Genomic DNA, 22762 nt, shown 5'->3' with positions numbered 1-22762 from the left:
GACAAGTTTTTTTACAGAACAATCGTTTTATAGGATGAGTGATGATGCTCTCTTAGGAGGAGAGCCGGCCCCAATCACTGCCATGTCTAACTATTACTGAACTCACTAAAAGGAATCGGATACTCATGTCTGTCAATCAAATTACGATTATTCTTGGAAAAATGATTTAAAGCCGCTTAGATCGGTTTTTGGTCGCGGACACCAAAGTTATATCGAGGACGGACAATTCCCAGCCGGTAGCATGTTACCGAAAGTCGAGTCGGCACTCGCTTTCGTGACCTCACGTTTCGGGCGTGAAGCCATCATCACGTCGCTCGAGCGAGCCGGGGAGGCGATTCAGGGGAAGACAGGGACGAAGTTTGTGGATGAAGCGAGAATAGTTGTGAAGTGAGGAGGAGCGACCCAGCGATGGGTCGTTTTTCTATTCAAAACTAAGAAACTACGGAAAATGAGTAGAAAGTTGATAAAAACACTAAACAGAATGAAGATGGCTCCGATATAGAGTATGGAAACGATAAAACGTTCCAAAATAATACAAGGTGAGGGGCCGGCCTAAACCTTGTATGCTCTGACAAATGGATTTGGAAGGGCTTAAAAAACTCAAACCTATGGAGGGAAATTAAAATGATTATCAACCACAACCTTAACGCTATGAACGCACACCGCAACATGGGCTTCAATACAGCTCAAACGGGTAAAGCAATGGAGAAACTTTCTTCAGGCCTTCGCATCAACCGCGCTGGCGATGACGCAGCTGGTCTTGCGATTTCTGAAAAAATGCGTGGACAAATTCGTGGTCTTGATATGGCTTCGAAAAATGCACAAGATGGGATTTCACTCATTCAAACGGCTGAAGGTGCTTTGAATGAGACACATTCAATTCTTCAGCGTATGCGCGAACTATCTGTTCAAGCAGGAAATGATACAAACCAACCAGAAGATCGTGCAGCAATCGGGACTGAGATTAGTCAGTTGAAAGACGAAATCACTCGTATTTCAGATACGACTCAATTCAATGGCAAACAGCTTTTAGGTGGTAACCTAGGCGTCTCGAGATCTGGTGGTACATTGAATAGTACTGTTGTAGGACTTTCGAGTCTTGATGACATTAAAGTTGCAAATGCGGCTAAACAAAGTACTTATACTATCACCGAAACAGCTACAACAATAACTTTGGCTGTAACTGCCACTGTTGCCGATTCTGGAGCAAAAGTAGGAGATTCACAAGTGATTTCTAAGACGGGTCTTGTTGCAGGTGGAACTCTAGATTTCGATTCGTTAGGTGTCAGTATTAAAACAGACACTGCTTATGTACCAGGGAATACAGCATTCACAGGTTTAACTATCCAAACCGGAAATGCAGACGGAGCAACTTTCCAAATTGGCGCTAATGAAAACCAAAGTTTAGCGATTACAATTGGTGATATGAGTGCTACAGGGCTTTCTCTAACTGCTCTTGATGTAACGACTCATGCAGGTGCAAAGTCAGCCGTTACTACAATTCAGTCTGCAATTGACAAAGTGTCGAATCAACGTTCGAATTTAGGGGCTGTACAAAACCGTCTTGAACATACTATTAATAACTTAGGGACTACTTCAGAGAACTTGACAGCAGCTGAATCACGCATTCGTGACGTGGACATGGCGAAAGAGATGATGAACTTCACGAAGAACAACATTCTCAACCAAGCTGCGCAAGCAATGATGGCTCAATCGAATTCCCAACCGCAGGCAGTACTTCAACTCCTTCGGTAAGGAATGACGGGCGTCTTATCTGGTAACAGATAAGAGTACAACTGGGTGAATTGCTGGGACTCCTTAGAGCCCTCCTTACGACAACGTGACTGGAAACGGTGAGCGTGAACGTTCTGAAAAAAGGAAGGGATTGGACAATCAGCAGCCAAGCATCTGTCAGGAAACTGTGATGAAGGTTCAACGACTAGGATGAACGACCTACCGACTAACTGTCCATGGTTATGAGATCCGTACCTCGTAAACGGCGAGGGAAGTGCCCAGCCCCTATTTTACAATAACTATATACATTATTTCTATATTGTAAAAGGGTGAAGATATAGTCTAGACCATATTGAAAAATATGGGCATCTGCAAGCAAATCAACAGCCTCAAGCTGTGCTTCAATTGCTCCGTTAATATAGCAATTGACTATTTAAAAGTTATACTAAAAACCGTGGAGCTTATGCTTCACGGTTTTTGACGTCTTGCCATTTATAAACGACCGACCAATACGTACGGTTCAATCGTCGGGCAATCTCTTTGTCCGTCACGCCCTGCTGTTTCCATTTAATGAGTAAAGCGATATCCTCGTCACAATACGGCCTAGCGGGGACGGAGACGCGAATCGTGTAGTCCGGGTGTGATTGCCTATAAAGCTCGATTTCGTTTTGCAGACGTGTTTCCCATGACAGTTTATATGTGAATTCTGGTAGTTCGGCGATATATGACTCGAATAAATTCAGAATGTCGAACGTGTCTGTTACTTTTGTCGTTTTTAAATAATAGCCTGTACCGCTCGGCGTACCTGTTGTTCGCACATTGATGTCATAACGTGCTTTCATCCAGATGGCTAACTGTTCCAACTGTTGTCTCGAGAAGGCTTGTAAGTAGAAAGCGATATGAGGGGTAAATTGAATCTCTTTCTTGTTGTGATTGAATCGTTTACTGAGGAGAAGAGAACCATCGTCCAAATAGAGTGTGAGCAGAAATGAAGAATGATGAATGTCTTCAAGCAACTCGAACGGAATCTGTTTCTTATTGTCCGGATAAAAATGAGGGAAGAGTTTTGTCATCAGAGGAATGGAGCGCGACACAAGATTGTTTCCTCGTAAGTACAATAAGTTAGAGAGCTTTTTTTGCTTCCATTGGCGATAACTTAACTGCCCCATCCCGAAATGCTCCCGGTAACTGTTGTTGACACGTCGATCATATGGATAGCACTTCGTGATTTCACTATCTCCTAAAATACTAGCGACTAAAATGGCTACCTGCTCTTCAGATAATCCTTCCCAATCCATCTCGCTTCTCTCCTTTACGTAGTAATCTCTTCACAGAAATCATTCCCGATTTATCGGAATGACCTGATTCAATAATTCGTCAGCCCATCTCAAGTTTTTGATTGACATGTCGATACATAGGAAGAGAGAAGGTGTTTATATGGGCAAGGATTTGATAGAAGAGCTGGAGGCTGTCTACACCGAACAAAAGCGATTAGACGAACTAGAAGACTTATTGCGGACGATGCGGTCCATCGCGATTGAAGCGACGACTTGCGGAGATAAAAGACGAATGCAGTTGCAGGAACAATTTCAAGGTTTACAAGCCCAGGTCAACTATTTAGAAGTAAAGAAACGAGAACCATTTCGTCAAAGCACTACAAATTGACCTGATTTCTACCGATATAGTCCATGAGAACAACTAAAGAGGAGTAGACGCAAATGAACCCGACCATTTCTGAAGTCCGGCTTCACCTACCTTCTTCCGTCTTGCCGTATGAACAAACGAAAAACGTGTTCGTCGAAGCGAATCAAGCGAAACTCGCCGACGAAGGCATCGTCATCCTGCCGACGCCTCAACACGTCACAAAGTTAGAGGCGGCCGTCGAGAAGGCAAACTTGGTACTCGAACAACAACGTACCGGCTTGAAGTTCATGAAACATGAAAAACTGAACGACTATTATATTCAAATCGTGGATACGCACAACGAAGTTATCCGCGAAATCCCAAGCAAGAAGTCACTTGACTTCTTCGCCGCGTTCATGGAGTTCAATCAACTGTTCGATGAACGTGTTTAAAGGAGGCTAACTATGACATCACCAATCCGGTTTGGCGGACTCGCCAGTGGAATTGATACCGATACAATCATTAAACAATTGATGCAGGCAGAGCGTGCGCCGGTCGACAAGCTCGAGCAAAAAAAACAGACGACCGAATGGAAACGTGATGCGTATCGTGAAATTAACCGCTCGCTCATGACGCTTCGTAATAGCGCTGTCGATTTGACGTTTAGCCGGAACTTTTATGCGAAGACAGCCAGTTCGTCGGACACTTCACGCGTAGCGGTCGTCGCTGGACCTTCAAGCGGGAATACAGCCATCCGAGTCGACTCAGTGACCGATTTGGCGACGGCGGCGACGTTAGCGATGGAACCGAAGACACTCGCTGATGCAAACATCACAAAAACAACGAAGCTATCTGATATGGGCTTCACGCCGACACCGAGAACGGCGACATTGGACACTACTGTGAAAGAATGGACACTCGCTCCTATGCCGAAAGTGAGCAGTGTCAAATTACGTGATGCAAGCGATCAGCTGTTAGTCGATGGGAGTTATAGCGTTGATGCGACAGGTAAAGTAACGATGACGGATGGGTCAGATATTCCAGCTGGAACGAAAGCAACGTTCACGTCAGGTTATGAGCTTCAATTACGGTCTGTCCAAAATGGGGCAATGCAAAAGATTCAATTGGCTGAAGATGCGACGGTTGATAATCTCATCACGGCATTGAATGGAAAAGATACCGGCATTTCCGCATTTTTTGAGCCGAACTCCGGTAAGCTCGCATTGACACAAAAGCAAACGGGATCAAACGCGATTATTGAATTTGATTTGACTACGCAAACTGCTTTAGGCATTGCGGTAACTGATGCAGTCAAAGCAGGAACGAACGCAAGTTTCGTCGTAAACGGGATTACAATGACGCAGAGTTCGAACACGTTTACAATCGACAATATGACGCTCACCTTGAAATCAAAGTTTCCGACACCAGACAATCCAATAGGTGCACCGGTCACCCTCTCCGCTGCCACCGACACCCAAAAAATCTTCGATAACATCAAAGGGTTCGTCGACAAGTACAATGAGACGATTGATTTGATGAACAAGAAAGTCAAAGAAGACCGTTTCCGTTCATTCGCACCGCTCACAAAGGCACAGAGAGACGAGTTGTCTGAGGATGAAATCAAAAAGTGGGAAGAGAAAGCAATGAGCGGGATGCTTCGCGGCGACACGATTCTTCGCGGGACGATGGACACGCTTCGTAGCAAATGGTCAGGCGCGACGTCTTTGACAAATGACAAAGAGATGCAGCAGCTGTTCCAAATCGGTCTTTCGACCGGTTCCGACTTCACGAATGGCGGCAAAATCGAGCTGAACGAAGAAAAGCTGAAGGCCGCCATCGAGAAAGACCCGGAACAAGTGTATAAACTGTTCACTGATGAAAAGACGGGGCTATTGCCACAAATCCGTGATGCGGCGTCGAGTTCACGGACATCTATCACTCGGATTGCCGGTGCTGATGGGGCCGGTGCTCCGACGTACTCGATGGGACGTGAGATGACGCAAATCGATACACGAATCAAGCGTTTGAACGATTTGTTAGTCGATAAAGAAAATGCCTACTACCGTCGCTTTGCAGCGATGGAAACGGCGATGAACCAGGCGAATTCGCAAGCCGCCTCACTACAACAGTTCATGGGCGGCGGGATGTAAGAGGAGGAATTTAAATGGTAGCTAATCCATATGCAGCATATCAAAACAATGCGGTCACGACCGCGAACCCACAGGAACTCACGCTCATGCTGTATGACGGCGCGCTCAAGTTCACGCGTCTCGCCAAACTCGCACTCGAGCAAGGAAATCCTGATTTGAAGAACACGAACATCCAAAAGACACAAGCGATCTTCCAAGAGCTTCGTCTGACGCTCAATAAAGACATCGCCATCTCAGCAAACTTGGATTCGCTCTACGAGTACTTGTGGCGCCGCCTCGTCGATGCGAACGTCAAGAACGACAGGACCATCCTTGACGAAGTGCTCGACTTCACGACCGAGCTCCGCGACACGTGGAAGGAAGCGATGAAACTCGCGAAACAAGGATGAGACCGATCGATGAGATCATTCTCAAAACACAACGGCTGAAGGATTTGTTGGCGCAAGTACCGGAAGAGCCGACATACGATACGTGGATGGACCAAATTCACGAATTGCTCGACGACCGTGAGCAATTGCTCGCGGCGCATGGACCGGATTTGAAGGACGCCGACCAGACGGTAATTCGTCAGCTCGTCGACGACAGCCAACAGATCGCCCGGTTGATCGAGGCCGAGCATCAACGGCTCGGCATGACGCTCGGGACGGCACGGCAAGAACGTAAGACGGTCAAGTCATACGTCGATCCGTATGAAGACGTCGATTCGAACTTCTCAGGACTGTTCGATCAACAGACATGAAACAGCTCGAAGGCACGCCTTCGAGCTGTTTTTATTTATGAGGCTTTGACTTGTCGTCGTACTTTCAACAGGATTCTGGACAACGTAAACAAAACCAGCCCGCTCACATTGAATTTTAAATACGTGAGTAAAGCTTCTTGTAACGACGTCACCGGCAGAAAACCACTAAAAATGACGAGTGGCAAAATCGTCACATGCATCGTCGCCCAATGAATGAAAATCTGTTTCGGGAACGACCAACGTCTCACTTCATAAATGACGCTTGTCAGGCCGAGAAAAAACGCCATTACGCCATAGACGAGCATATTATGTACACCTTCGTATGTCCGCTCCACCACTGATACGTCGTCAGCAATCCGAATAACGCGAACCACTTCACGCCGCGAACAAATCCTTTTTTTAATAAACTCATCCATCTCGTCCCCTCATTCATATGTTGTCTTTGTATACGATTTTATATACGATTTTATTTGGAAAAAGTTTCAATCTGGATGCAAGGATGCAAAGACGCCTGTTTTCGTATAAAATCGGGTAAATACAACTGTAACCGTTGCTTCTTTTCTGGAAAGGGGAGGGAAACGAGATGAGTGAGAAAAAAGTGAAACCTGAGTCAGTGAAAAACCGTCGTTACTTCGTCTACGGTCCAGAAGGGGCGTACGATGAGTATGTGGAACGCGATCCGAAAATTGAGGCGTATGTCGAAGACGATGCGCCGCTCGAAGACGGTCCCGATCCGTATGAGGAAGAAGATCTCAAATCAAGAGGATAATATAGCCGAAGTCAAGGTTCTTTCAAAGACCTTGGCTTTTATTTGTATAGGTTGGCAACCCTATACGTTTTCTTACACCGGTCGGGCTAGACAATCCAGTATGCTCATCTTATCAACCACCACTCATACGAAAAAGGAGAGAACTAAGATGAACATGAAACGATACGGATTGTTGCTAGTCTTACCATTGACACTACTTGTCGGCTGCGGAGAGGCCGATGAACTGAAGACGACGGCGACCGACACGGAGGAAGTCGTCGAGGCCGAAACGACGGAAGAACCGGCGACAGACACAACAGAAGAGATAGAAGTGCAGGAGAGCGAACTTGGGTCCAACCAGATTTATATGAAGAACAAAGCGATCGACATCAAAGAGACGATCGGCTCCGTCAACTTCGCCATCGATAAAGTGCAGACGTCACGACTCACGGTCAACGAGGCGTACCGCGACTCGTTTGACGGGCAAGAAGAAGTGACAGTCGTGGCGATAAATGTCATCGTCGAGAATACGATTGACGACACCATCAGTTTCCACCCGAACCAGGCGACGCTCGTGACGAACACGGGCGAACAAGTCTCAGCCGACTTGTGGTTCTCGGATGACGTCGGTGGCGAGTTCCTCGGGAAAGTGAAGAAGGGAGGGAACGTCCTCTTTTTCGTCAAAGCGATGCCGGAAGAGTTAGAGGACGTGAAAGTTGTCATCGACGGGCCGTCGGACGCGAACTATCAGTCGATTGGGGAATCCCGTTACGAATATACAATCAACGTCGAGAAATAAAGGATGGCCGCTCCAGGGAACTGGTGCGGCCATTTTATGTCCAGAGTAATACCCAAAAAATTTAACGTTTACCTCGAATGCCCTTTTAAAAATGGGGAATAAGATTTATATAAGTTGGAAAAGTCTTGAGGTAAAGGAGAGGATTGGATTGAAGTCGTACGGATTCATCTTAGCCATTCCCTTGCTCGTGTTAGTCGGATGTGGAGACACGGAGCCATCATCGACTACTACCGAACCTACCAACCAAAGTGAAAGCGTTCCGTCGACAGACAGCCAAAAAGAGACGACAGAAACAGAAACCGTACAAGGTGAAGAGTTTGAAGTACAGGAAGATGAGATTGGGCGCAGTCAAATTTACATGAAGAATAGTGATTTAGGCATTGAAGAAACGATTGGGCCAATCATCTTTCAAATCGATAAGGTGCAAACGCTGCGTCTAGAAGTCGCTTCTGATTATCGTTTCTTCTTCGATGATCAAAAAGAAGTGACCATCGTTTCGTTCAATGTCATCGTCGAAAATACGAGTGATGAGACTGTCAGCTTTCACCCAAACCAAGCCAGGCTCGTCACGAACACAGGCGAACAGGTTGATGCTGACATCGTCATTTCAAAGGATGTAGGCGGAGAATTTTTAGGAAAAGTGAAGAAAGAGGGCGGCGTGCTGTTCCATGTCGAGTCGATGCCTGAAGAACTGACCGAAGTCCGCTTTGTTGTGGAGGGACCTTATAATGATCAGTTCCATAAAATTGCCGAGGAGCGATATGAATACACGATCGACGTCACCAAATAAAGAGAACGCGCATCTCCGTGATGCGCGTTCTCTTATTGTCATTGATGCGGCAACGGAATCGTCAACACGTTCCAGTTCTCGCCGGCGAATATTTTCGCGAGAAAGACAATCTGTCCGACGTGATAACTGTAGTGTGACACTTGCTTCTCAATTGCCCAGATGACGGTCTTCTCTTCACCGCGGATGAAGACGGTCTTACCGAGGTCTTCTGGTGTGAGGCTCGCCAAGACGTCGTCTAATAGTTGCCAACGTTCGTCCCACGTCGCCATCAGTTCGGCGCGTGACTGTTGTTGGTCCTCGAACTCGGCGTCACGGTTTCGGTCAGGTTTCTCGCCGTCCGTCGTCAAAAAGTCGGTCCAGCGGGACTTCATGTTGTTCGAGATGTGCTGCACGATGACTGCGAGTGAGAGCGTATCTTTCGCGAGCACGCGAGGCATATCCACGTCGTTCACTTGCTTCAACGCGTCCTCGGCGAGCTGTTTCTGTTCCTGAAAAATCGAGCGTACCGTTTCGATATAGCGGGTTTCAAACATGGAATGACCTCCTTTGGATTCCTACTAACCATACCCCAATCTGACCGTGATAAAAATCATTGAGACTGAACCGTGCAAGACGCCACCGCGTGGTCGGTTCTTGGGTGCCCTGTTTAGGTTTAGACGGGAGTCATGTCTCGTCGATCTCCTTTCGGTTTGGGGGTTCATCCGTATAGAGAATCGATCGCGTTTGTCCGTGAGTGGATGAGCGCGGTTTTTTGTATGCGAAAAGGGAGAGCCGCGGCTCTCCCTTTTACGCGTGTTCGATTCTAAAGTCTTCCCAATGTGAACGGGCCTGGGTGCGAATCCGCTCCGACACTTCTTTACTTCCTAGCAGGATGCCGTACCAACGCCGCGCGTCTTCATACAGACCGAGCGCAGCCGACAAGTCGGCAATCCGCAACATGAGCTGGTCGTACGGGAGACCGGTCCGGACTTGGTCCGTGTACGCCTCCTGCACCTCGTTGTACTTGTCGAGCGTCCGCTTCATCCATTCTTTCTCGGATATCTCATCGCCCGTCAAGCGGTACATCCAGACGAGCCGCATGCCGAGCATGGCGACGACGGACGGTTTCTGCCCGCTCAGTTGGGCCGTCACGACGGCGAACTTGTAGAGCCGGATGACGTGCTCGGCCGAGCGGTCGCCCGTGAGCGCCTCGGCGTTGACGCGGTCGAAGTAGCCCGACTTGAGCGCCTCGCGATTGTTTTTCCGTACCTTGTCAAACGAGTCGTGAAAGACGAGGTGACAGTGACTGCAGACGGTTGGCTCATAAAAATATGGGTTGGCGCCATCGTACGTCGTGTACCCATCCTTCGCGACTTCCTGCGGCCGGATGTGACGCGACAGTACGCGCGGCGTCTCGCTCTGTTTCAAACAATACGGACATTTCACTTTTTTCGAAAAGATATGTTCTGCCATTACCTCACCTCACACGTATACGTTGACGAGCAGGCCGCGAATTTCGCCGACTTGATCGAGGAGCGAAAGACGTGATGCTTCGCCCGAGATGACTTGATCGGTCAAGGCAAGTAGCTTCTGGTCGACTTGTTCGACAATCTTATAAATCTTGGCTCGGCCGCGACGGTTGAAGCCGCGTTTGTCCTCGAGGCGGAGTGCCGCGTCAACGGCGTCTTTCATAAAGTCTTTAATGAGTTGCTTATATTCAGCGAGCGATTCGACAGTCTGGCTCTCGGCGAGGAGCTCGCCTTTCTCGTGGATGGCCGCGATTTGGCGTTGGAAGCGCTCATGCTCGCGGTCCTCACGTTTTTGACCGATGACGTTCTGGAACGAGACGCCAGGCTCAGCCTCGGGGCGTTTCGCCTTTCCGGTGCCGTGAAGCGACTGCGTCTCCATGATGCGACGAATGTCCATAGAATCCGTCCTTCCTTAAGTTAGTTCAACAATTGTAGCACGCCTTGCGGCAATGCGTTCGACTGGGCGATCATCGCCATGCCGGATTGATTCAAGATGTTGAGGCGGGCGAAGTCCATCATCTCACGCGCCATATCGGCGTCGCGAATCCGTGACTCGGATGCCGTCAAGTTCTCGGAACCGATTGCGACGACACTCACGTTCGCCTCGAGCCGGTTTTGGATGGCACCGAGCTTCGATCGTTCGAGCGAGACCGTTTTGATAGCTATATCGAATTTGGCGATGGCGTCGTTCGCGCCAACTTGCGTCATCACATCGAGACCTTCAATCCCGAGCGCGTTAGCCCGCATATCGTCGACGTTCAAGACGATACCTTCGCCGCTGCCCGCCCCGAGTTGGAAGAAGAGCGTCTCATTGCCGGCGATATAGTCACCGTTCATGATCTTCTTCGAGTTGAACTCGGTCGTCTCGGCGATCCGGGTCACTTCATCGGTGAGCGCAGAAATCTCGTCTTGAACGGCTTTCGTATCGTCCGGGCTGAGCGTCCCGTTGGCGGCTTGGACCGATAGCTCGCGCATCCGCTGCAGGAGAGCGTGTGTCTCGCTCATCCCGCCTTCAAGCGTCTGCGTGAGCGAGATGCCGTCGAGTGTGTTGCGTTCGGCCATCGACAGCGAGTCGAGGCGAAGACGCATCTTCTCAGAGATGGCGAGCCCGGCCGCGTCGTCAGATGCCTTGTTGATGCGGACACCACTCGAGAGGCGGTCCATCGTCTTCTTCATTGTCGTCTGATTCAATGAAAGTGAGGTATAAGCTTTTAGCGCTTGGACGTTATTGGTAATTTTCATAGCGATTTCCTCCTGCCGGTACGGGTTTCAGACGGGCATTCTCGATTGCCTCGCCCCATGTCTGGTCGAGCTCGGTCGCGAGACCATGGAGCTCCTCGATTTTGTCCATGTCTTGTTCGATCAGCGCCTCAAGGCTCGATTTCGCCATATAGAGGTAAAGCTCATCGAGTTGGGCCGAGATGATGCCGCCACCGTCATGGAGTCCTTGATGGAGCTTCGCGAGCAGTTCACGCGCTTGGCGCAAGTGGCGGTTTCGTTCGGCAATCGTCGCCGTCCTGGCATTAGAATAGTGGTAGACGAGCGCGTGGAGCATCGCTTGCGTCAGCTCTTCCGGGCTCATTTCATATAGTCGGTTCGAATTCATGATGGGTCTCCTTTGATGGTGTCGAGTTCTTCGATCAGTAATAGCACTTCGGCCATGACGTCATATAGTTGGGGCGGAATCGCGTCCCCGAGGTCGAGGTCGAGCAGGTGGCCAAGGAGCGAATGGTCATGCTCGATGGCGACGCCGCGCGCTCTCGCCTCGTCTAAGATTTTATCGGCGACGGCACCCGTCCCGCGGGCAACGATGACCGGGGCGCGGTCAATCGTCTCGTCATAGCGGACGACGGCGGCCGTCTTGCGTTTTGTCAAATCCATGCGTTGATACATAACAGCCTCCTAGATGCGGAAATCATAGCCGGTCGTCTCGAGCGTCGGGCGCTCGGTCTCCGGTTTATCGGACTTCGTCAGCGGGCGGAACTGGGTCGTCACGCTCTTATAACCGATTGCCTCGAGCGTCGTCTCGATCTTACCGAGCAGGGGACGCGCGAGTGCCTCGACGGTCGGATCATCATGTTCGAGCGTGAGCCGGAGATTCCGGTCGATCGCTTCGAGCTTGACGCCGATCTCGCCGAGCCGCGGCGTCTCGAGCCGGATATAGAGCACGCTGTTCTCCCAGTCGACGACATCCCCGGTCTCACGGTTTTGGATATGGACGTGAATGCCGGTGTCGATCTCTTGGACTTTCGCCGGCAAGGCGAGGATGAGCTGCTGGAGCTGCCCGCCGTCCAACCTGTTCAACGTCTGCTGGACTTGGAAGAACGAGGCGAGCCGTTGCGCCTCGGGTGTCGCCGCGTCGGCTTTCAATGACAACGTCGATGCCTGGACGCGCTGCGCCGTCTCTTGGATGACGCGGCCCGATAGGTTCGGGTCGACTTTGAACGGCGTGACGCGTGGCAATTCACCTGCGCGGGTCGCCTGTTGCGGAATATATTCGAGACGAACGTGATTCGGCACGTAACGGAACTCGTTCAGGCTGGCGCGTACTTCTTTGATGAGCGCGGCGCTCTCGGCCGGTTTCGTCGAAAGCAGGCCGAGGGCGACGTCGAGCTTCGCCGTCATTGCGACGAGCGCCTTCTCATGGGTCGCACTCGTATGTAACAAGGCGTCCGTCTTTTGAATGAGCTGCGTCAAGCGGGTCGATACCGTCTCGAGTGCGGGACGTGCCTGATGCGGGTTCGTCTCGACGAGGGCGGCGACTTGGCCGAGCTGTTTCGTCACTGTCACTTGTTCGCTTCGGAACGTGTTCGTCACGGTCGCGAGATGCGTCGTCACTTCCTTGACGAGCACCGGACGTCCGAGGACGGGCGGTAACGCCTCACGTGGTTCGATTCGTGTCGGGTGCGGCTCCGGCAACTCGTTGATGAGCCGATCGACCGTCTCCGGTGTCGGCGTCATGCGCTCGCTGACGGGGCGTGACAGATTGACGTGCTCGATGAACCGTTCTTTCTGCGGGTACGGCGCGTCAGGTGGCGGTGGTTTCATTTGTTGTCTCGCTTCATCTAATGACGCGACGGCGAGGTCGCGCGCGACATCACGCGGTAGCGTCGGCGCCTCGACCGTCTTCAGCCAGAGGACGGCATCGCGCATGTCGCCTTTAAAGACGGTCTCGAGCAGACGCACCGTGTCCTCGTTCATCGGCAGCCGTCCTGATTGGAACAAACGGCTGACGGCACTCCGGATCTCGGACGGGACCGATGCGAGCAACGCTTGAATCTTCGTATCGAGTTTCACCGGTTGACCGCTCGGCATGTCCGGCGTCTCGGGTTCAGGTTTGACGACAATCGTCGCGATGAGCTGGCCGTCTTGTTCGGCGAGTGTCAGTTGGAACGGGTTCGTCTTCGGGAGCCCGCCCTCGAACGTGACCTCGACGTGCTCGCCATTGATTTTGACGATCCCGGAGTCGGGTCCGGTCTGTTTGACGAGCTCGGCTTTATAGATGCGATTCGTCTGGATGCCGGCTGTGACCGCAACGGCCGCGGTCATGGGGGTTTGGATTTGCATAGTTGTCACCTCGACCAATATATCGACCTCTTTTTCAAAAAGTGAAGCGAAACCGACAGAAAAAAACCTCCCGTCGATTCGACGGAAGAGTCAAGAGTTGAGCGTTGCGCTCTGGTTTAATTGTTGGAACCGGGCGACGAGTTCGCCCGTCGCTTTCAATTGATTGCGGAGGACGTATGAGGTCGCATTCGTGACGATCCGGTGACCGTTCTGGGTGACGACCAAGCCTTTCGACTCAATCGGGTCACTCGTGATATCCCGGATGTGCGACCAGGCGTACCATTCACATTCAGGACGCTTCGGGGACATCGTCGGGAAGAAGACGAGCCCGGACGTCGGTTCGATGACGACGGGCACTTTGCCTTTGATGCCGGCGACGCGCTTGGCGACGAAGATGCGCTCCTCGATTGAACTGCTGTACTGGCGGCATGAGAGCTGCAAGAGCTGATAAGGCCGGAGTGGGGTTTTAATCTCGGAGCCGTCCTCAAGAATGACTCGTGATTCCCAGGCTGTCTCGTAACAAGGCATAATGGCGACCGTTCGCTTCGTAATACGGTACTTTTCTTCGGAGTGGTAGGGGCGCATATGGCTGCACCGTCCTTTTCGTATTGGATTTTCAGGCTCGGTTCGCCCACATGGCGTACAAACCTAAATCATCCACACTATGATATATCACAAAATATGTAAATTCAATATCTCTATATGAAAAGTAGGGAAATAGAATTCCAATGTAAGCCAAAAGGCGATTCATTTACAAAAATATGAGAAAGTGTTTGTCACGCTTCCAAGAAGGTGGTAAGATTACCGATAGAGGGAAAGCCTCTGTATTCTTCAATGGTGAAAGGAATGGATTTACACATGGTAGGTAAAGTAAAATGGTTTAACTCAGAAAAAGGTTTTGGATTCATCGAAGTAGAAGGCGGCAAAGACGTATTCGTACACTTCTCTGCAATCCAAACTGACGGCTACAAATCACTTGACGAAGGTCAAGAGGTAGAATTTGAAATCGTTGATGGCGAGCGTGGCCCACAAGCGGCTAACGTTACAAAATTATAATTTCAAGCCGTAAGCCGGTTCCCTCGTGGAGCCGGCTTTTTATTTTTCTTACATAGCGTCCTTCGAATCAAAATCGCGTTTAAGAACGGGCAGAACGGGTAGTTTCTTTTTATACCGCCGATTCAAGTTGAAGACGACGCAATCGGAACAAAATTGTCATTATTTTCTGATGATAACGTTTTCAAAAGATTTGAATTCGGGGTATACTATAAATGAGCCACCTGGTTCCACTTTCTTTTCAGAAATGAAGCAGGAGATTCGGTCCAAATCGACGAATCATTGGGTCAAGCGGTTATTTTAAGGAGGAGTTCAGATGATTTATAACATTCGCGGCGAAAACATTGAAGTCACACCAGCTATTCAAGACTATGTCGAGAAAAAGTTGGACAAATTGACTCGGTATTTCACAACTCCTACGGATGCACAGACGGCTTACGTCAACTTGAAAGTGTACAATGAGAAGCAAAAGGTGGAAGTGACGATCCCGATGCCGAACTTGTTGCTCCGTGCTGAGGAAACAAACCTCGACATGTACGCGGCGATTGACCTCGTCGTCGATAAATTGGAACGTCAAATCCGTAAGCACAAAACGAAACTCAACCGTAAATCACGTGCCAAAGATGGCGGTATCGGCGAGTACTTCAAGTCACTCGAAGGTCCTGAGGACGTGGTCGTCTACGACGAGGACGAGGCAGAACTCGAACTTGTGCGGACGAAGCGTTTCACGCTCAAACCGATGGATACGGAAGAAGCGATTCTTCAGATGGACATGCTCGGCCACAGCTTCTTCGTCTTCTCAGACGCAGAAACGGGCAACACGAACGTCGTCTATCGTCGTAAAGACGGGAAATACGGCTTGATCGAACCAGAATAATTTAACCTTGAAACCACACGGCCCTCCAACTCGGAGGGCCGTTTCGTTTGGCCTTTCCTTGAAAGCGAGGGTCACTTCGGTTAAACTGTACATTAGGGAAAAAACATGCATTTTTCAGTGAATGCAGAGGAGATAAAGCGTATGGCGAACTTTTTGAAAGATTTATTTGCTCCACAGAAACGAGTATTGAAAAAAGCAGAAAAAGCGGCCGACCTCGTCGAGTCGTTCGCCGAACCGATTAAGGCATTGTCTGACGAAGCACTTCAGGCGAAGTCGATTGAGTTCCGGGAGCGTTTGGACAAGGGCGAGACGCTTGATGATATCTTGCCAGAAGCGTTCGCGGTCTGTCGCGAGGCGTCTGAGCGGGTGCTCGGCATGCGCCACTACCGTGTCCAGCTCATCGGGGGCTACGTGCTCCATAACGGTGACATCGCTGAGATGAAGACCGGGGAAGGGAAGACGCTCGTCGCGACTCTTCCGGTATATTTGAACGCGCTCACGGGCCGCGGCGTCCACGTCGTGACGGTCAACGAATATTTGGCTCGCCGTGACAAAGAACTCATGGAACCGCTCTACTTCGCACTCGGCCTTTCGGTCGGCCTCAACGTGTCGAACATGGACCGTGTCGAGAAGCAGGCAGCGTATAACTGTGACATCACCTACTCGACGAACAACGAGCTCGGTTTCGACTACTTGCGTGACAACATGGTCCTTTATAAAGAAGACCGTGTCCAACGCGAGCTCTACTTCACAATCGTCGATGAAGTCGACTCGATTCTCGTCGATGAGGCGCGGACCCCGCTCATCATCTCGGGTTCGGCCCAAAAATCGACAGAGCTTTACACACGGGCCGATGCCTTCGTCCGCACGCTCAAAATCGAGGACGACTACACGGTCGACGTGAAGACGAAGTCGGTTCTCCTCACGGACAAAGGGGTCGACCTCGCCGAGAAGTTCTTCGGTATCGACAACTTGTTCGCGATCGAGCACGTCTCGGTCAACCACCACGTCGGGCTCGCCCTTCGTGCCAACGCCGTCATGCATCATGACGTCGACTACATGGTCCGTGACGGCCAAGTCATGATCATCGACCAGTTCACCGGTCGGGTCATGGACGGACGCCGCTACTCGGAAGGGTTGCACCAGGCGATCGAAGCGAAAGAAGGCGTCGAGATTCAGCGTGAATCGATGACGCTCGCGACGATCACGTACCAGAACTACTTCCGTATGTATGAGAAGCTGGCCGGGATGACCGGAACGGCGAAGACAGAGGAAGAAGAATTCCGTAACATTTACAACATGCAGGTCGTAACGATCCCAACGAACAAACCGATCCTTCGAGAAGACCGTTCGGATCTCATCTTCAAATCGATGGATGGCAAGTTCAAAGCTGTCGTCGAAGAAATTATGGCAGCCCACGCGACGGGACAACCGGTCCTCGTCGGGACGGTCGCCGTCGAGACGTCGGAGCATTTGAGTAAGCTTCTCTCGAAGAAGAAAATCAAACACGAAGTCTTGAACGCGAAGAACCACGCCCGTGAGGCCGAGATCGTCGAGAACGCCGGTCAAAAAGGCGCGGTCACGATCGCGACGAACATGGCCGGACGCGGAACCGACATCAAGCTCGGCGAAGGCGTCATTGAGCTCGGCGGATTATACATCGTCGGGACCGAGCGCCACGAGTCGCGCCGGATCGACAACCAGCTCCGTGGACGGGCCGGCCGTCAAGGAGACCCGGGTAAATCCCAGTTCTACTTGTCGCTCGAAGATGAGCTCATGCGTCGCTTCGGGACGGACAGCCTCCAGAACATGATGGAGCGCCTCGGCATGGACGACACGCAACCAATCGAGAGCCGCATGGTCTCGAAAGCGGTCGAGTCGGCCCAGAAACGTGTCGAAGGGAACAACTACGACGCTCGGAAACAGCTCCTCGGTTACGATAACGTCATGGCCGACCAACGGAAAGTCATGTACAAAGACCGGGCCAGCATCCTCGAGAACGAATCGGTCACGGACATCGTCCGTTCGATGATTCAAGAGACGGTCGAGACGGGCGTCGCACAATATACACCGCTCGAGCTCGTGCCGGAAGAGTGGAACATCGATGAGCTCGCGCACTGGGCCAACCAGACGCTCGCCCTCGAGCAGCCGGTCGAAGGTAAGGACTTCTACGGCAAAGAGCGCGAAGAGATCATCGAGCTCTTGAACGAACGCACGACCGCGCAGTATGAGGCGAAACGCCAACTCGCGCCGCCGGAACGCTTCAACGAGTTCGAGAAGATCATCGTGCTCCGTGCCGTTGACTCACACTGGATGGCACACATCGACCACATGGACCAACTCCGTCAAGGGATTCACTTGCGTGCCTACGGACAGAACGACCCGCTCCGCGAGTATCAGGCGGAAGGCGTCAACATGTTCGACGCGATGAACGTGGCCATCTCCGAAGAAGTGACCGGCTTCGTGCTTCGTGCCGAAGTCGGCGACAATCTCCGACGCGAGAAAGTCGTCGAGGAGGAAGTGGCGGTGTCTGGCAAGGACGACACCCCGCTCAAGAAAAAGCCGGTCCGTCGCACGGAAGACCAACGGCTCGGGCGCAACGACCCGTGCTGGTGTGGTTCAGGCAAGAAGTTCAAAAACTGCCACGGCAAACAACAGGCTTAATTTTGAAAGAGGCGAGTCCGCTCGCCTCTTTCCTACGGAAAGGTGACCTACACTATGGAAATTTCAGATATTCGCAATGAACTCGAGGCGATGGCGAAACGCCTCGAAAATTATCGTCAATCGCTCAACCTGACAGAGAAGCAGGCCCGCATCGCCGAGCTCGAGAACGAGATGACGTACCCAGACTTCTGGGACAGCCAAGAGAAGGCGCAGAAAGTCATCGACGAGTCGAACGCGCTCAAAGCGATGGTCGACAAATACCAAGAGCTCGCCGATGGGCATGAAGACGGCGAAGTCACGCTCGAACTGATCAAAGAAGAGCCGGACGCCGAGATGCAAGGTGAGTTGGGAGAGATGGTCACGGCGCTCAAGGCCGATTTCGACGCGTTCGAACTCGAAATCCTCTTGAACGGACCTTACGACGCCAACAACGCCATCCTCGAGCTTCACCCAGGAGCGGGCGGTACCGAATCACAAGACTGGGCCTCGCTTCTGCTCCGGATGTACCAACGCTTCGCGGACAAGCAAGGCTGGAAAGTCGAGACGGTCGACTATCTGCCGGGCGAAGAAGCCGGCGTCAAGTCGGTCACGCTCCGTATCGTTGGGCATAACGCTTACGGCTACTTGAAGGCGGAGAAAGGGATTCACCGTCTCGTCCGCATCTCGCCGTTCGATTCGTCGGGCCGCCGCCATACGTCATTCGTTTCGTGCGACGTCATGCCGGAATTCAATGACGACATCGAAATCGAAGTGAAGACCGAAGACCTTCGGATCGATACGTACCGCGCGTCAGGCGCCGGCGGTCAGCACATCAACACGACCGACTCGGCCGTCCGGATCACGCACGTGCCAACGGGCGTCGTCGTCTCTTGTCAAGCTGAGCGTTCACAAATCAAGAACCGTGAAGCAGCGATGAAAATGCTCAAGGCGAAACTGTACCAACGCGAACTCGATGAGCAGCAACGCAAGCTCGATGAGATCCGCGGCGAGAAGACAGACATCGGTTGGGGCAGCCAAATCCGTTCGTATGTCTTCCACCCGTACGCGATGGTCAAGGACCACCGCACGAGTTATGAAGTCGGGAACACGAGTGGCGTCATGGATGGTGACATCATGGGCTTCATCGATGCTTACCTCCGCAAGACAAATATGTGATGCAAGTGGCTCAAGGACTGACGTCTTTGGGCCACGTTGTATGTAGAGGAGAAAACCTTTAATGAAGCAAATCGTCAAAGACTATATCTATTTACTGACCGGGTCCGTCTTCGTTGCCTCGGCGTTCAGCTTGTTCCTATTGCCGAACAACCTCGCCTCGGGCGGCGTCAGCGGAATCTCGATCATCACCTACGAGCTGTTCAATATCTCGCCAAGGGCGTTCCAGCTCGTGTCGAACGTGTTGCTCCTCCTCGTCGGCTGGATGATTCTCGGGCTCGGTTTCGGCGTGAAGTCGCTCGTCGGGTCGATTTTCTTACCGGGCGTGATCTTATTTTATGAAGCGATTGACGCGGGTGCGGCCGTCAATGACACACTGCTCGCGGCCATCTTCGGCGGGGCAGGCGTCGGCATCGGTCTCGGGCTCATCTTCCGGGGACGGGCCTCGACCGGGGGAATGGATTTGCTCGCGCAGATCTTACATAAGTTCACCCACATCCCGCTCTACCTCTGTATCGCCATCCTCGACGGAGCGGTCGTCCTCGTCGCTGCTGTCACGTTCTCGTTCACGACGGGGCTGTATGCACTTATCGCCTTGTTCATCACGATCAAGATGATCGACTTTGTCCAGCTCGGCTTCACACAGGACAAGATGGCGTACGTCATCTCGGAGAAACGGGACGTCATCACGCGCGCCGTCTTCGATGAGCTCGACCGCGGTGCGACGGAAATACAAGCGATCGGAGCGTACTCGCGACTCGAGCGCCCGATGCTCCTCGTCGTCGTCCGCCAGAATGAAGTGAGCCGGCTGAAAGAAATCATTCGCCGCATCGATCCTGATGCGTTCCTCATCTTCAGCGAGGCGCACGAGGTGATGGGGCAAGGGTTCACGTCAGACAAACGCTATATCAACGTTCCCTAAGTTGTGGAATCTTTGTGTATTTTTCGTGAGTTAGGTTAGAAAGCGGTTCATAACGGCTATAATGGTAAAAGTAGGTTATTTCTACAACTTAGGAGGGGAACCCTATTATGAAAAAATGGATGATGGCGATTGGACTTGGCGCCATGCTCACGCTCGGTGCGTGTGGCGGTGGTGAGGAAGAAGATACATCAAGCAACGGGGATACCGGATCGAACACGGCGTCGGTCGACGCTGAAGCGGTCTACGCACAAAACTGTGCGGCATGTCACGGCGCAAATCTAGAAGGGATGAGCGGTCCGAAACTCTCGGATGTCGGTTCACGTCTATCTGCCAGTGAAATTGAAGAAGTCATCAAAAACGGGAAAGGCGCTATGCCTGCGAATGTGATTGAAGACGAAGAAGAAATCACGGCTGTCGCCGCTTGGCTCGCCGAGAAAAAATAATCATGGGGAACCACGAGACGACTCGTGGTTTTTTTGTTTCATTCTCAACCGAATTCGGGTCATCGTAGACGCGGATGCCTTTTGAATGTACGTTTCATCATCTGTGTCTAGGTCGTGAAATCTATCTTCAAAGCGACAATTTCACACCGAACTCAATCCAACTGAAACATTCCTGTAATGGTTATTTAAAAGTTCAATTGCTATAATTGTAGGCGCTTGAACTATATCGCCTGCCGCATTTTTCGGACAGGTGGACACGAACAAGGTCCCTTGACAGGACCAGTGCTTATCGTGTAGAACAGAGGCTAGACGAAAATATTCACTTAACTAACTAATCAAGTCTTCGTCATAGATGCATGAAAAATATATAAAAAGGGTAGGGAATACGTTATGATCTCGATGCAAAAAGTCAGTAAAGTATATCCAAACGGCGTCGTCGCCGTCGATGACCTCGAGTTAGAGATTCAAGACGGCGAGTTCTTATACGTCGTCGGACCATCCGGCGCCGGGAAATCGACGTTTATGAAAATGATTTATCGAGAGGAGAAACCGTCGAGCGGTCTTCTCATGATTGATGGGATTGACGTCGGCAAATTGAAAAACCGCCACGTCCCGAAATTACGCCGTCAACTCGGCGTCATCTTCCAAGATTATAAGTTGTTGCCGTCACTCACGGTCTACGAGAACGTCGCGTTCGCTCTTGAGGTCGTCCAGGCCGACACGAACACGATGCGCAAGCAGGTCATGGACGTGTTGAACCTTGTCGGACTGAAGCACAAGGCGCGCAACTATCCGGATGAACTTTCGGGTGGGGAGCAACAGCGTGTGTCAATCGCTCGGGCCATCGTCAATAAGCCAAAGCTCATCATCGCCGATGAGCCGACGGGTAACTTAGACCCGGACACGGCTTGGGGCATCATGGAAGTGTTCCAAGAGATTCACCGCCGGGGGGCGACCATCGTCATGGCGACCCACAACCGTGATATCGTAGACAAGATCCGCCATCGCGTCATCGCGATCGAGAACGGGAAAGTCGTACGCGATGAAGAGAAAGGAGCTTATGGCTATGATATTTAAAAGTGGATTCCGTCATCTGCGCGAAGGGTTCAAGGGAACACTTCGCAACGGTTGGATGACGTTCGCGGCCATCAGTGCTGTTACCATCACCTTGTTACTCGTCGGGGTATTTGCCCTCGTCATGTTCAACGTCAATGAGATTTCAGAGAACGTCGAGAACGACGTCGAGATTCAAGTATTCGTCACCCGGACCGCGGAGGAAGCGAACGTCGAGAAGCTCGGCGAGAACTTAGAACAGATTCCAGGCGTCGAATCGGTCACGTTCAGCTCGAAAGAGGATGAATTAGAGAATTTCCGTAACCAGCTTGGTGAAGATGCGAACGCCTACGGAACGGTCGAGAAGGACAACCCGCTCCACGACCGCTATATCGTCAAGGCGTCAGACCCGCTCAATACGGAGAAGGTCGCTAATTCGGTGCAGTCACTTGATAACGTCGATAAGGTCACATATGGACAGGACTATATCGACAAGATGTTCGCCTTCTTCAACGGGATTCGCATCGGCGGACTTGCGTTGATCGTCGGTCTCACGCTCATGGCGATGTTCCTCATCTCGAACACGATCAAGATGACGATCTTCTCACGCCGTCGCGAAATCGAGATCATGCGTCTCGTCGGAGCGAAAAACAGCTTCATTCGCTGGCCGTTCTTCATCGAAGGGCTTCTCCTCGGTGTATTCGGTGCGCTCATCCCGATTGCCGTCATCTACTTCGGTTATGACGTCGCATATAGTGCTTTACAACCATCGCTAGATCAACTGAATAGTGATATATTTAAATTGATTGATCCATCGATTTTGACGACGCAAGTGTCACTCGTCCTTTTAGCGCTCGGTGCCTTCATCGGGATCTGGGGTTCGACGACATCGCTCGGTCGATTCTTGAAAGTCTAATTTAATTTAAATATGAGGAGGAGT

Annotated in this window: 28 protein-coding genes; 18 read left to right on the top strand and 10 right to left on the bottom strand. The window is 51.3% G+C overall.

Annotated elements, in window-relative coordinates:
- Positions 1 to 241 precede the first annotated feature (241 nt).
- Positions 242 to 391, top strand: coding sequence for a hypothetical protein (locus KNP81_RS01865; RefSeq protein WP_214717831.1), 150 nt, complete (start codon positions 242 to 244; stop codon positions 389 to 391).
- A 233-nt stretch (positions 392 to 624) separates the two neighbouring features.
- Positions 625 to 1755, top strand: a complete 1131-nt coding sequence (locus KNP81_RS01860) for a flagellin N-terminal helical domain-containing protein (RefSeq protein WP_214717829.1) — start codon at positions 625 to 627, stop codon at positions 1753 to 1755.
- A 440-nt stretch (positions 1756 to 2195) separates the two neighbouring features.
- Here KNP81_RS01860 and KNP81_RS01855 read toward each other — a convergent pair whose 3' ends face one another.
- Positions 2196 to 3032: an endonuclease gene (locus KNP81_RS01855; RefSeq protein ID WP_214717827.1), complete on the bottom strand. Its 837-nt coding sequence runs from the start codon at positions 3030 to 3032 to the stop codon at positions 2196 to 2198.
- Positions 3033 to 3171: 139 nt separating this feature from the next.
- Here KNP81_RS01855 and KNP81_RS01850 point away from each other — a divergent pair, with 139 nt between their 5' ends.
- The 5 genes from KNP81_RS01850 to KNP81_RS01830 are packed head-to-tail and all read left to right on the top strand — an operon-like array spanning position 3172 to position 6246.
- Positions 3172 to 3399 carry a hypothetical protein gene (locus KNP81_RS01850; protein ID WP_214717824.1) on the top strand — a complete coding sequence of 76 codons (228 nt, stop codon included), beginning with the start codon at positions 3172 to 3174 and terminating at the stop codon, positions 3397 to 3399.
- Positions 3400 to 3452: 53 nt separating this feature from the next.
- A complete protein-coding gene (locus KNP81_RS01845) occupies positions 3453 to 3809 on the top strand; it encodes a flagellar protein FlaG (protein WP_211780735.1) in 357 nt (118 codons plus the stop codon).
- Positions 3810 to 3821: 12 nt separating this feature from the next.
- Complete coding sequence (fliD, locus tag KNP81_RS01840) at positions 3822 to 5507, top strand: flagellar filament capping protein FliD (protein ID WP_214717822.1); 1686 nt, start codon at positions 3822 to 3824, stop codon at positions 5505 to 5507.
- Positions 5508 to 5521: 14 nt separating this feature from the next.
- A complete protein-coding gene (fliS, locus tag KNP81_RS01835) occupies positions 5522 to 5896 on the top strand; it encodes a flagellar export chaperone FliS (RefSeq protein WP_214717812.1) in 375 nt (124 codons plus the stop codon).
- A complete protein-coding gene (locus tag KNP81_RS01830; protein ID WP_214717806.1) occupies positions 5893 to 6246 on the top strand; it encodes a flagellar protein FliT in 354 nt (117 codons plus the stop codon). Before fliS ends, KNP81_RS01830 begins: the two co-directional genes overlap by 4 nt.
- 35 nt (positions 6247 to 6281) lie before the next feature.
- Here KNP81_RS01830 and KNP81_RS01825 read toward each other — a convergent pair whose 3' ends face one another.
- Positions 6282 to 6662 carry a DUF3021 family protein gene (locus tag KNP81_RS01825; RefSeq protein WP_214717803.1) on the bottom strand — a complete coding sequence of 127 codons (381 nt, stop codon included), beginning with the start codon at positions 6660 to 6662 and terminating at the stop codon, positions 6282 to 6284.
- A gap of 167 nt (positions 6663 to 6829) precedes the next feature.
- Between KNP81_RS01825 and KNP81_RS01820 the strand changes: the two genes are divergently transcribed.
- The 3 genes from KNP81_RS01820 to KNP81_RS01810 all read left to right on the top strand — a co-directional run bounded on the left by KNP81_RS01820 (position 6830) and on the right by KNP81_RS01810 (position 8583).
- Positions 6830 to 7015 carry a hypothetical protein gene (locus KNP81_RS01820; RefSeq protein WP_214717784.1) on the top strand — a complete coding sequence of 62 codons (186 nt, stop codon included), beginning with the start codon at positions 6830 to 6832 and terminating at the stop codon, positions 7013 to 7015.
- A 148-nt stretch (positions 7016 to 7163) separates the two neighbouring features.
- Complete coding sequence (locus KNP81_RS01815; RefSeq protein ID WP_214717783.1) at positions 7164 to 7793, top strand: DUF4352 domain-containing protein; 630 nt, start codon at positions 7164 to 7166, stop codon at positions 7791 to 7793.
- 148 nt (positions 7794 to 7941) lie between these two features.
- A complete protein-coding gene (locus tag KNP81_RS01810) occupies positions 7942 to 8583 on the top strand; it encodes a DUF4352 domain-containing protein (protein ID WP_251130224.1) in 642 nt (213 codons plus the stop codon).
- Between the two features lie 38 nt (positions 8584 to 8621).
- Here the strand turns inward: KNP81_RS01810 and KNP81_RS01805 are convergent, their stop codons facing one another.
- The 8 genes from KNP81_RS01805 to KNP81_RS01770 form a co-directional block, all read right to left on the bottom strand.
- A complete protein-coding gene (locus KNP81_RS01805) occupies positions 8622 to 9116 on the bottom strand; it encodes a DUF1572 family protein (protein ID WP_214717782.1) in 495 nt (164 codons plus the stop codon).
- Between the two features lie 253 nt (positions 9117 to 9369).
- Positions 9370 to 10035: a DUF2225 domain-containing protein gene (locus KNP81_RS01800; RefSeq protein WP_214717781.1), complete on the bottom strand. Its 666-nt coding sequence runs from the start codon at positions 10033 to 10035 to the stop codon at positions 9370 to 9372.
- A gap of 9 nt (positions 10036 to 10044) precedes the next feature.
- Positions 10045 to 10488: a YaaR family protein gene (locus KNP81_RS01795; protein ID WP_114166765.1), complete on the bottom strand. Its 444-nt coding sequence runs from the start codon at positions 10486 to 10488 to the stop codon at positions 10045 to 10047.
- A gap of 20 nt (positions 10489 to 10508) precedes the next feature.
- Positions 10509 to 11333 (bottom strand): flagellin N-terminal helical domain-containing protein, encoded by an 825-nt coding sequence (locus KNP81_RS01790; protein WP_214717780.1) that lies wholly within the window; start codon positions 11331 to 11333, stop codon positions 10509 to 10511.
- Positions 11317 to 11697, bottom strand: a complete 381-nt coding sequence (locus KNP81_RS01785) for a flagellar protein FliS (RefSeq protein ID WP_214717779.1) — start codon at positions 11695 to 11697, stop codon at positions 11317 to 11319. Before KNP81_RS01785 ends, KNP81_RS01790 begins: the two co-directional genes overlap by 17 nt.
- Positions 11694 to 11984 carry an EscU/YscU/HrcU family type III secretion system export apparatus switch protein gene (locus tag KNP81_RS01780; protein WP_021065408.1) on the bottom strand — a complete coding sequence of 97 codons (291 nt, stop codon included), beginning with the start codon at positions 11982 to 11984 and terminating at the stop codon, positions 11694 to 11696. Before KNP81_RS01780 ends, KNP81_RS01785 begins: the two co-directional genes overlap by 4 nt.
- Positions 11985 to 11993: 9 nt before the next feature.
- Positions 11994 to 13658: a hypothetical protein gene (locus KNP81_RS01775; protein ID WP_251130223.1), complete on the bottom strand. Its 1665-nt coding sequence runs from the start codon at positions 13656 to 13658 to the stop codon at positions 11994 to 11996.
- Between the two features lie 90 nt (positions 13659 to 13748).
- A complete protein-coding gene (locus KNP81_RS01770; RefSeq protein ID WP_214717778.1) occupies positions 13749 to 14243 on the bottom strand; it encodes a competence protein ComK in 495 nt (164 codons plus the stop codon).
- 273 nt (positions 14244 to 14516) lie between these two features.
- On the opposite strand from KNP81_RS01770, the gene cspD reads away from it, so the two are divergent.
- From cspD to ftsX, 8 genes are all read left to right on the top strand, one after another.
- On the top strand, positions 14517 to 14714 hold the full coding sequence (gene cspD / locus KNP81_RS01765; RefSeq protein WP_021065411.1) for a cold-shock protein CspD: 198 nt from the start codon (positions 14517 to 14519) through the stop codon (positions 14712 to 14714).
- Between the two features lie 313 nt (positions 14715 to 15027).
- Complete coding sequence (hpf, locus tag KNP81_RS01760; RefSeq protein ID WP_021065412.1) at positions 15028 to 15588, top strand: ribosome hibernation-promoting factor, HPF/YfiA family; 561 nt, start codon at positions 15028 to 15030, stop codon at positions 15586 to 15588.
- A gap of 141 nt (positions 15589 to 15729) precedes the next feature.
- Positions 15730 to 18252 carry a preprotein translocase subunit SecA gene (gene secA, locus KNP81_RS01755; protein WP_214717776.1) on the top strand — a complete coding sequence of 841 codons (2523 nt, stop codon included), beginning with the start codon at positions 15730 to 15732 and terminating at the stop codon, positions 18250 to 18252.
- Positions 18253 to 18306: 54 nt separating this feature from the next.
- Complete coding sequence (gene prfB / locus KNP81_RS01750) at positions 18307 to 19407, top strand: peptide chain release factor 2 (RefSeq protein WP_021065414.1); 1101 nt, start codon at positions 18307 to 18309, stop codon at positions 19405 to 19407.
- A 61-nt stretch (positions 19408 to 19468) separates the two neighbouring features.
- Positions 19469 to 20326 (top strand): YitT family protein, encoded by an 858-nt coding sequence (locus KNP81_RS01745; RefSeq protein WP_214717774.1) that lies wholly within the window; start codon positions 19469 to 19471, stop codon positions 20324 to 20326.
- Between the two features lie 107 nt (positions 20327 to 20433).
- On the top strand, positions 20434 to 20769 hold the full coding sequence (gene cccB / locus KNP81_RS01740; protein ID WP_128124081.1) for a cytochrome c551: 336 nt from the start codon (positions 20434 to 20436) through the stop codon (positions 20767 to 20769).
- A 390-nt stretch (positions 20770 to 21159) separates the two neighbouring features.
- Positions 21160 to 21846, top strand: coding sequence for a cell division ATP-binding protein FtsE (gene ftsE / locus KNP81_RS01735; protein ID WP_214717772.1), 687 nt, complete (start codon positions 21160 to 21162; stop codon positions 21844 to 21846).
- Positions 21836 to 22738, top strand: coding sequence for a permease-like cell division protein FtsX (gene ftsX, locus KNP81_RS01730; RefSeq protein ID WP_058764154.1), 903 nt, complete (start codon positions 21836 to 21838; stop codon positions 22736 to 22738). Before ftsE ends, ftsX begins: the two co-directional genes overlap by 11 nt.
- Positions 22739 to 22762 lie beyond the last annotated feature (24 nt).

The organism is Exiguobacterium sp. s149 (assembly GCF_018618395.1).
In the GTDB taxonomy this organism is placed as follows: domain Bacteria; phylum Bacillota; class Bacilli; order Exiguobacteriales; family Exiguobacteriaceae; genus Exiguobacterium; species Exiguobacterium chiriqhucha.
This window is presented reverse-complemented; position numbering and strand designations above follow the sequence as displayed.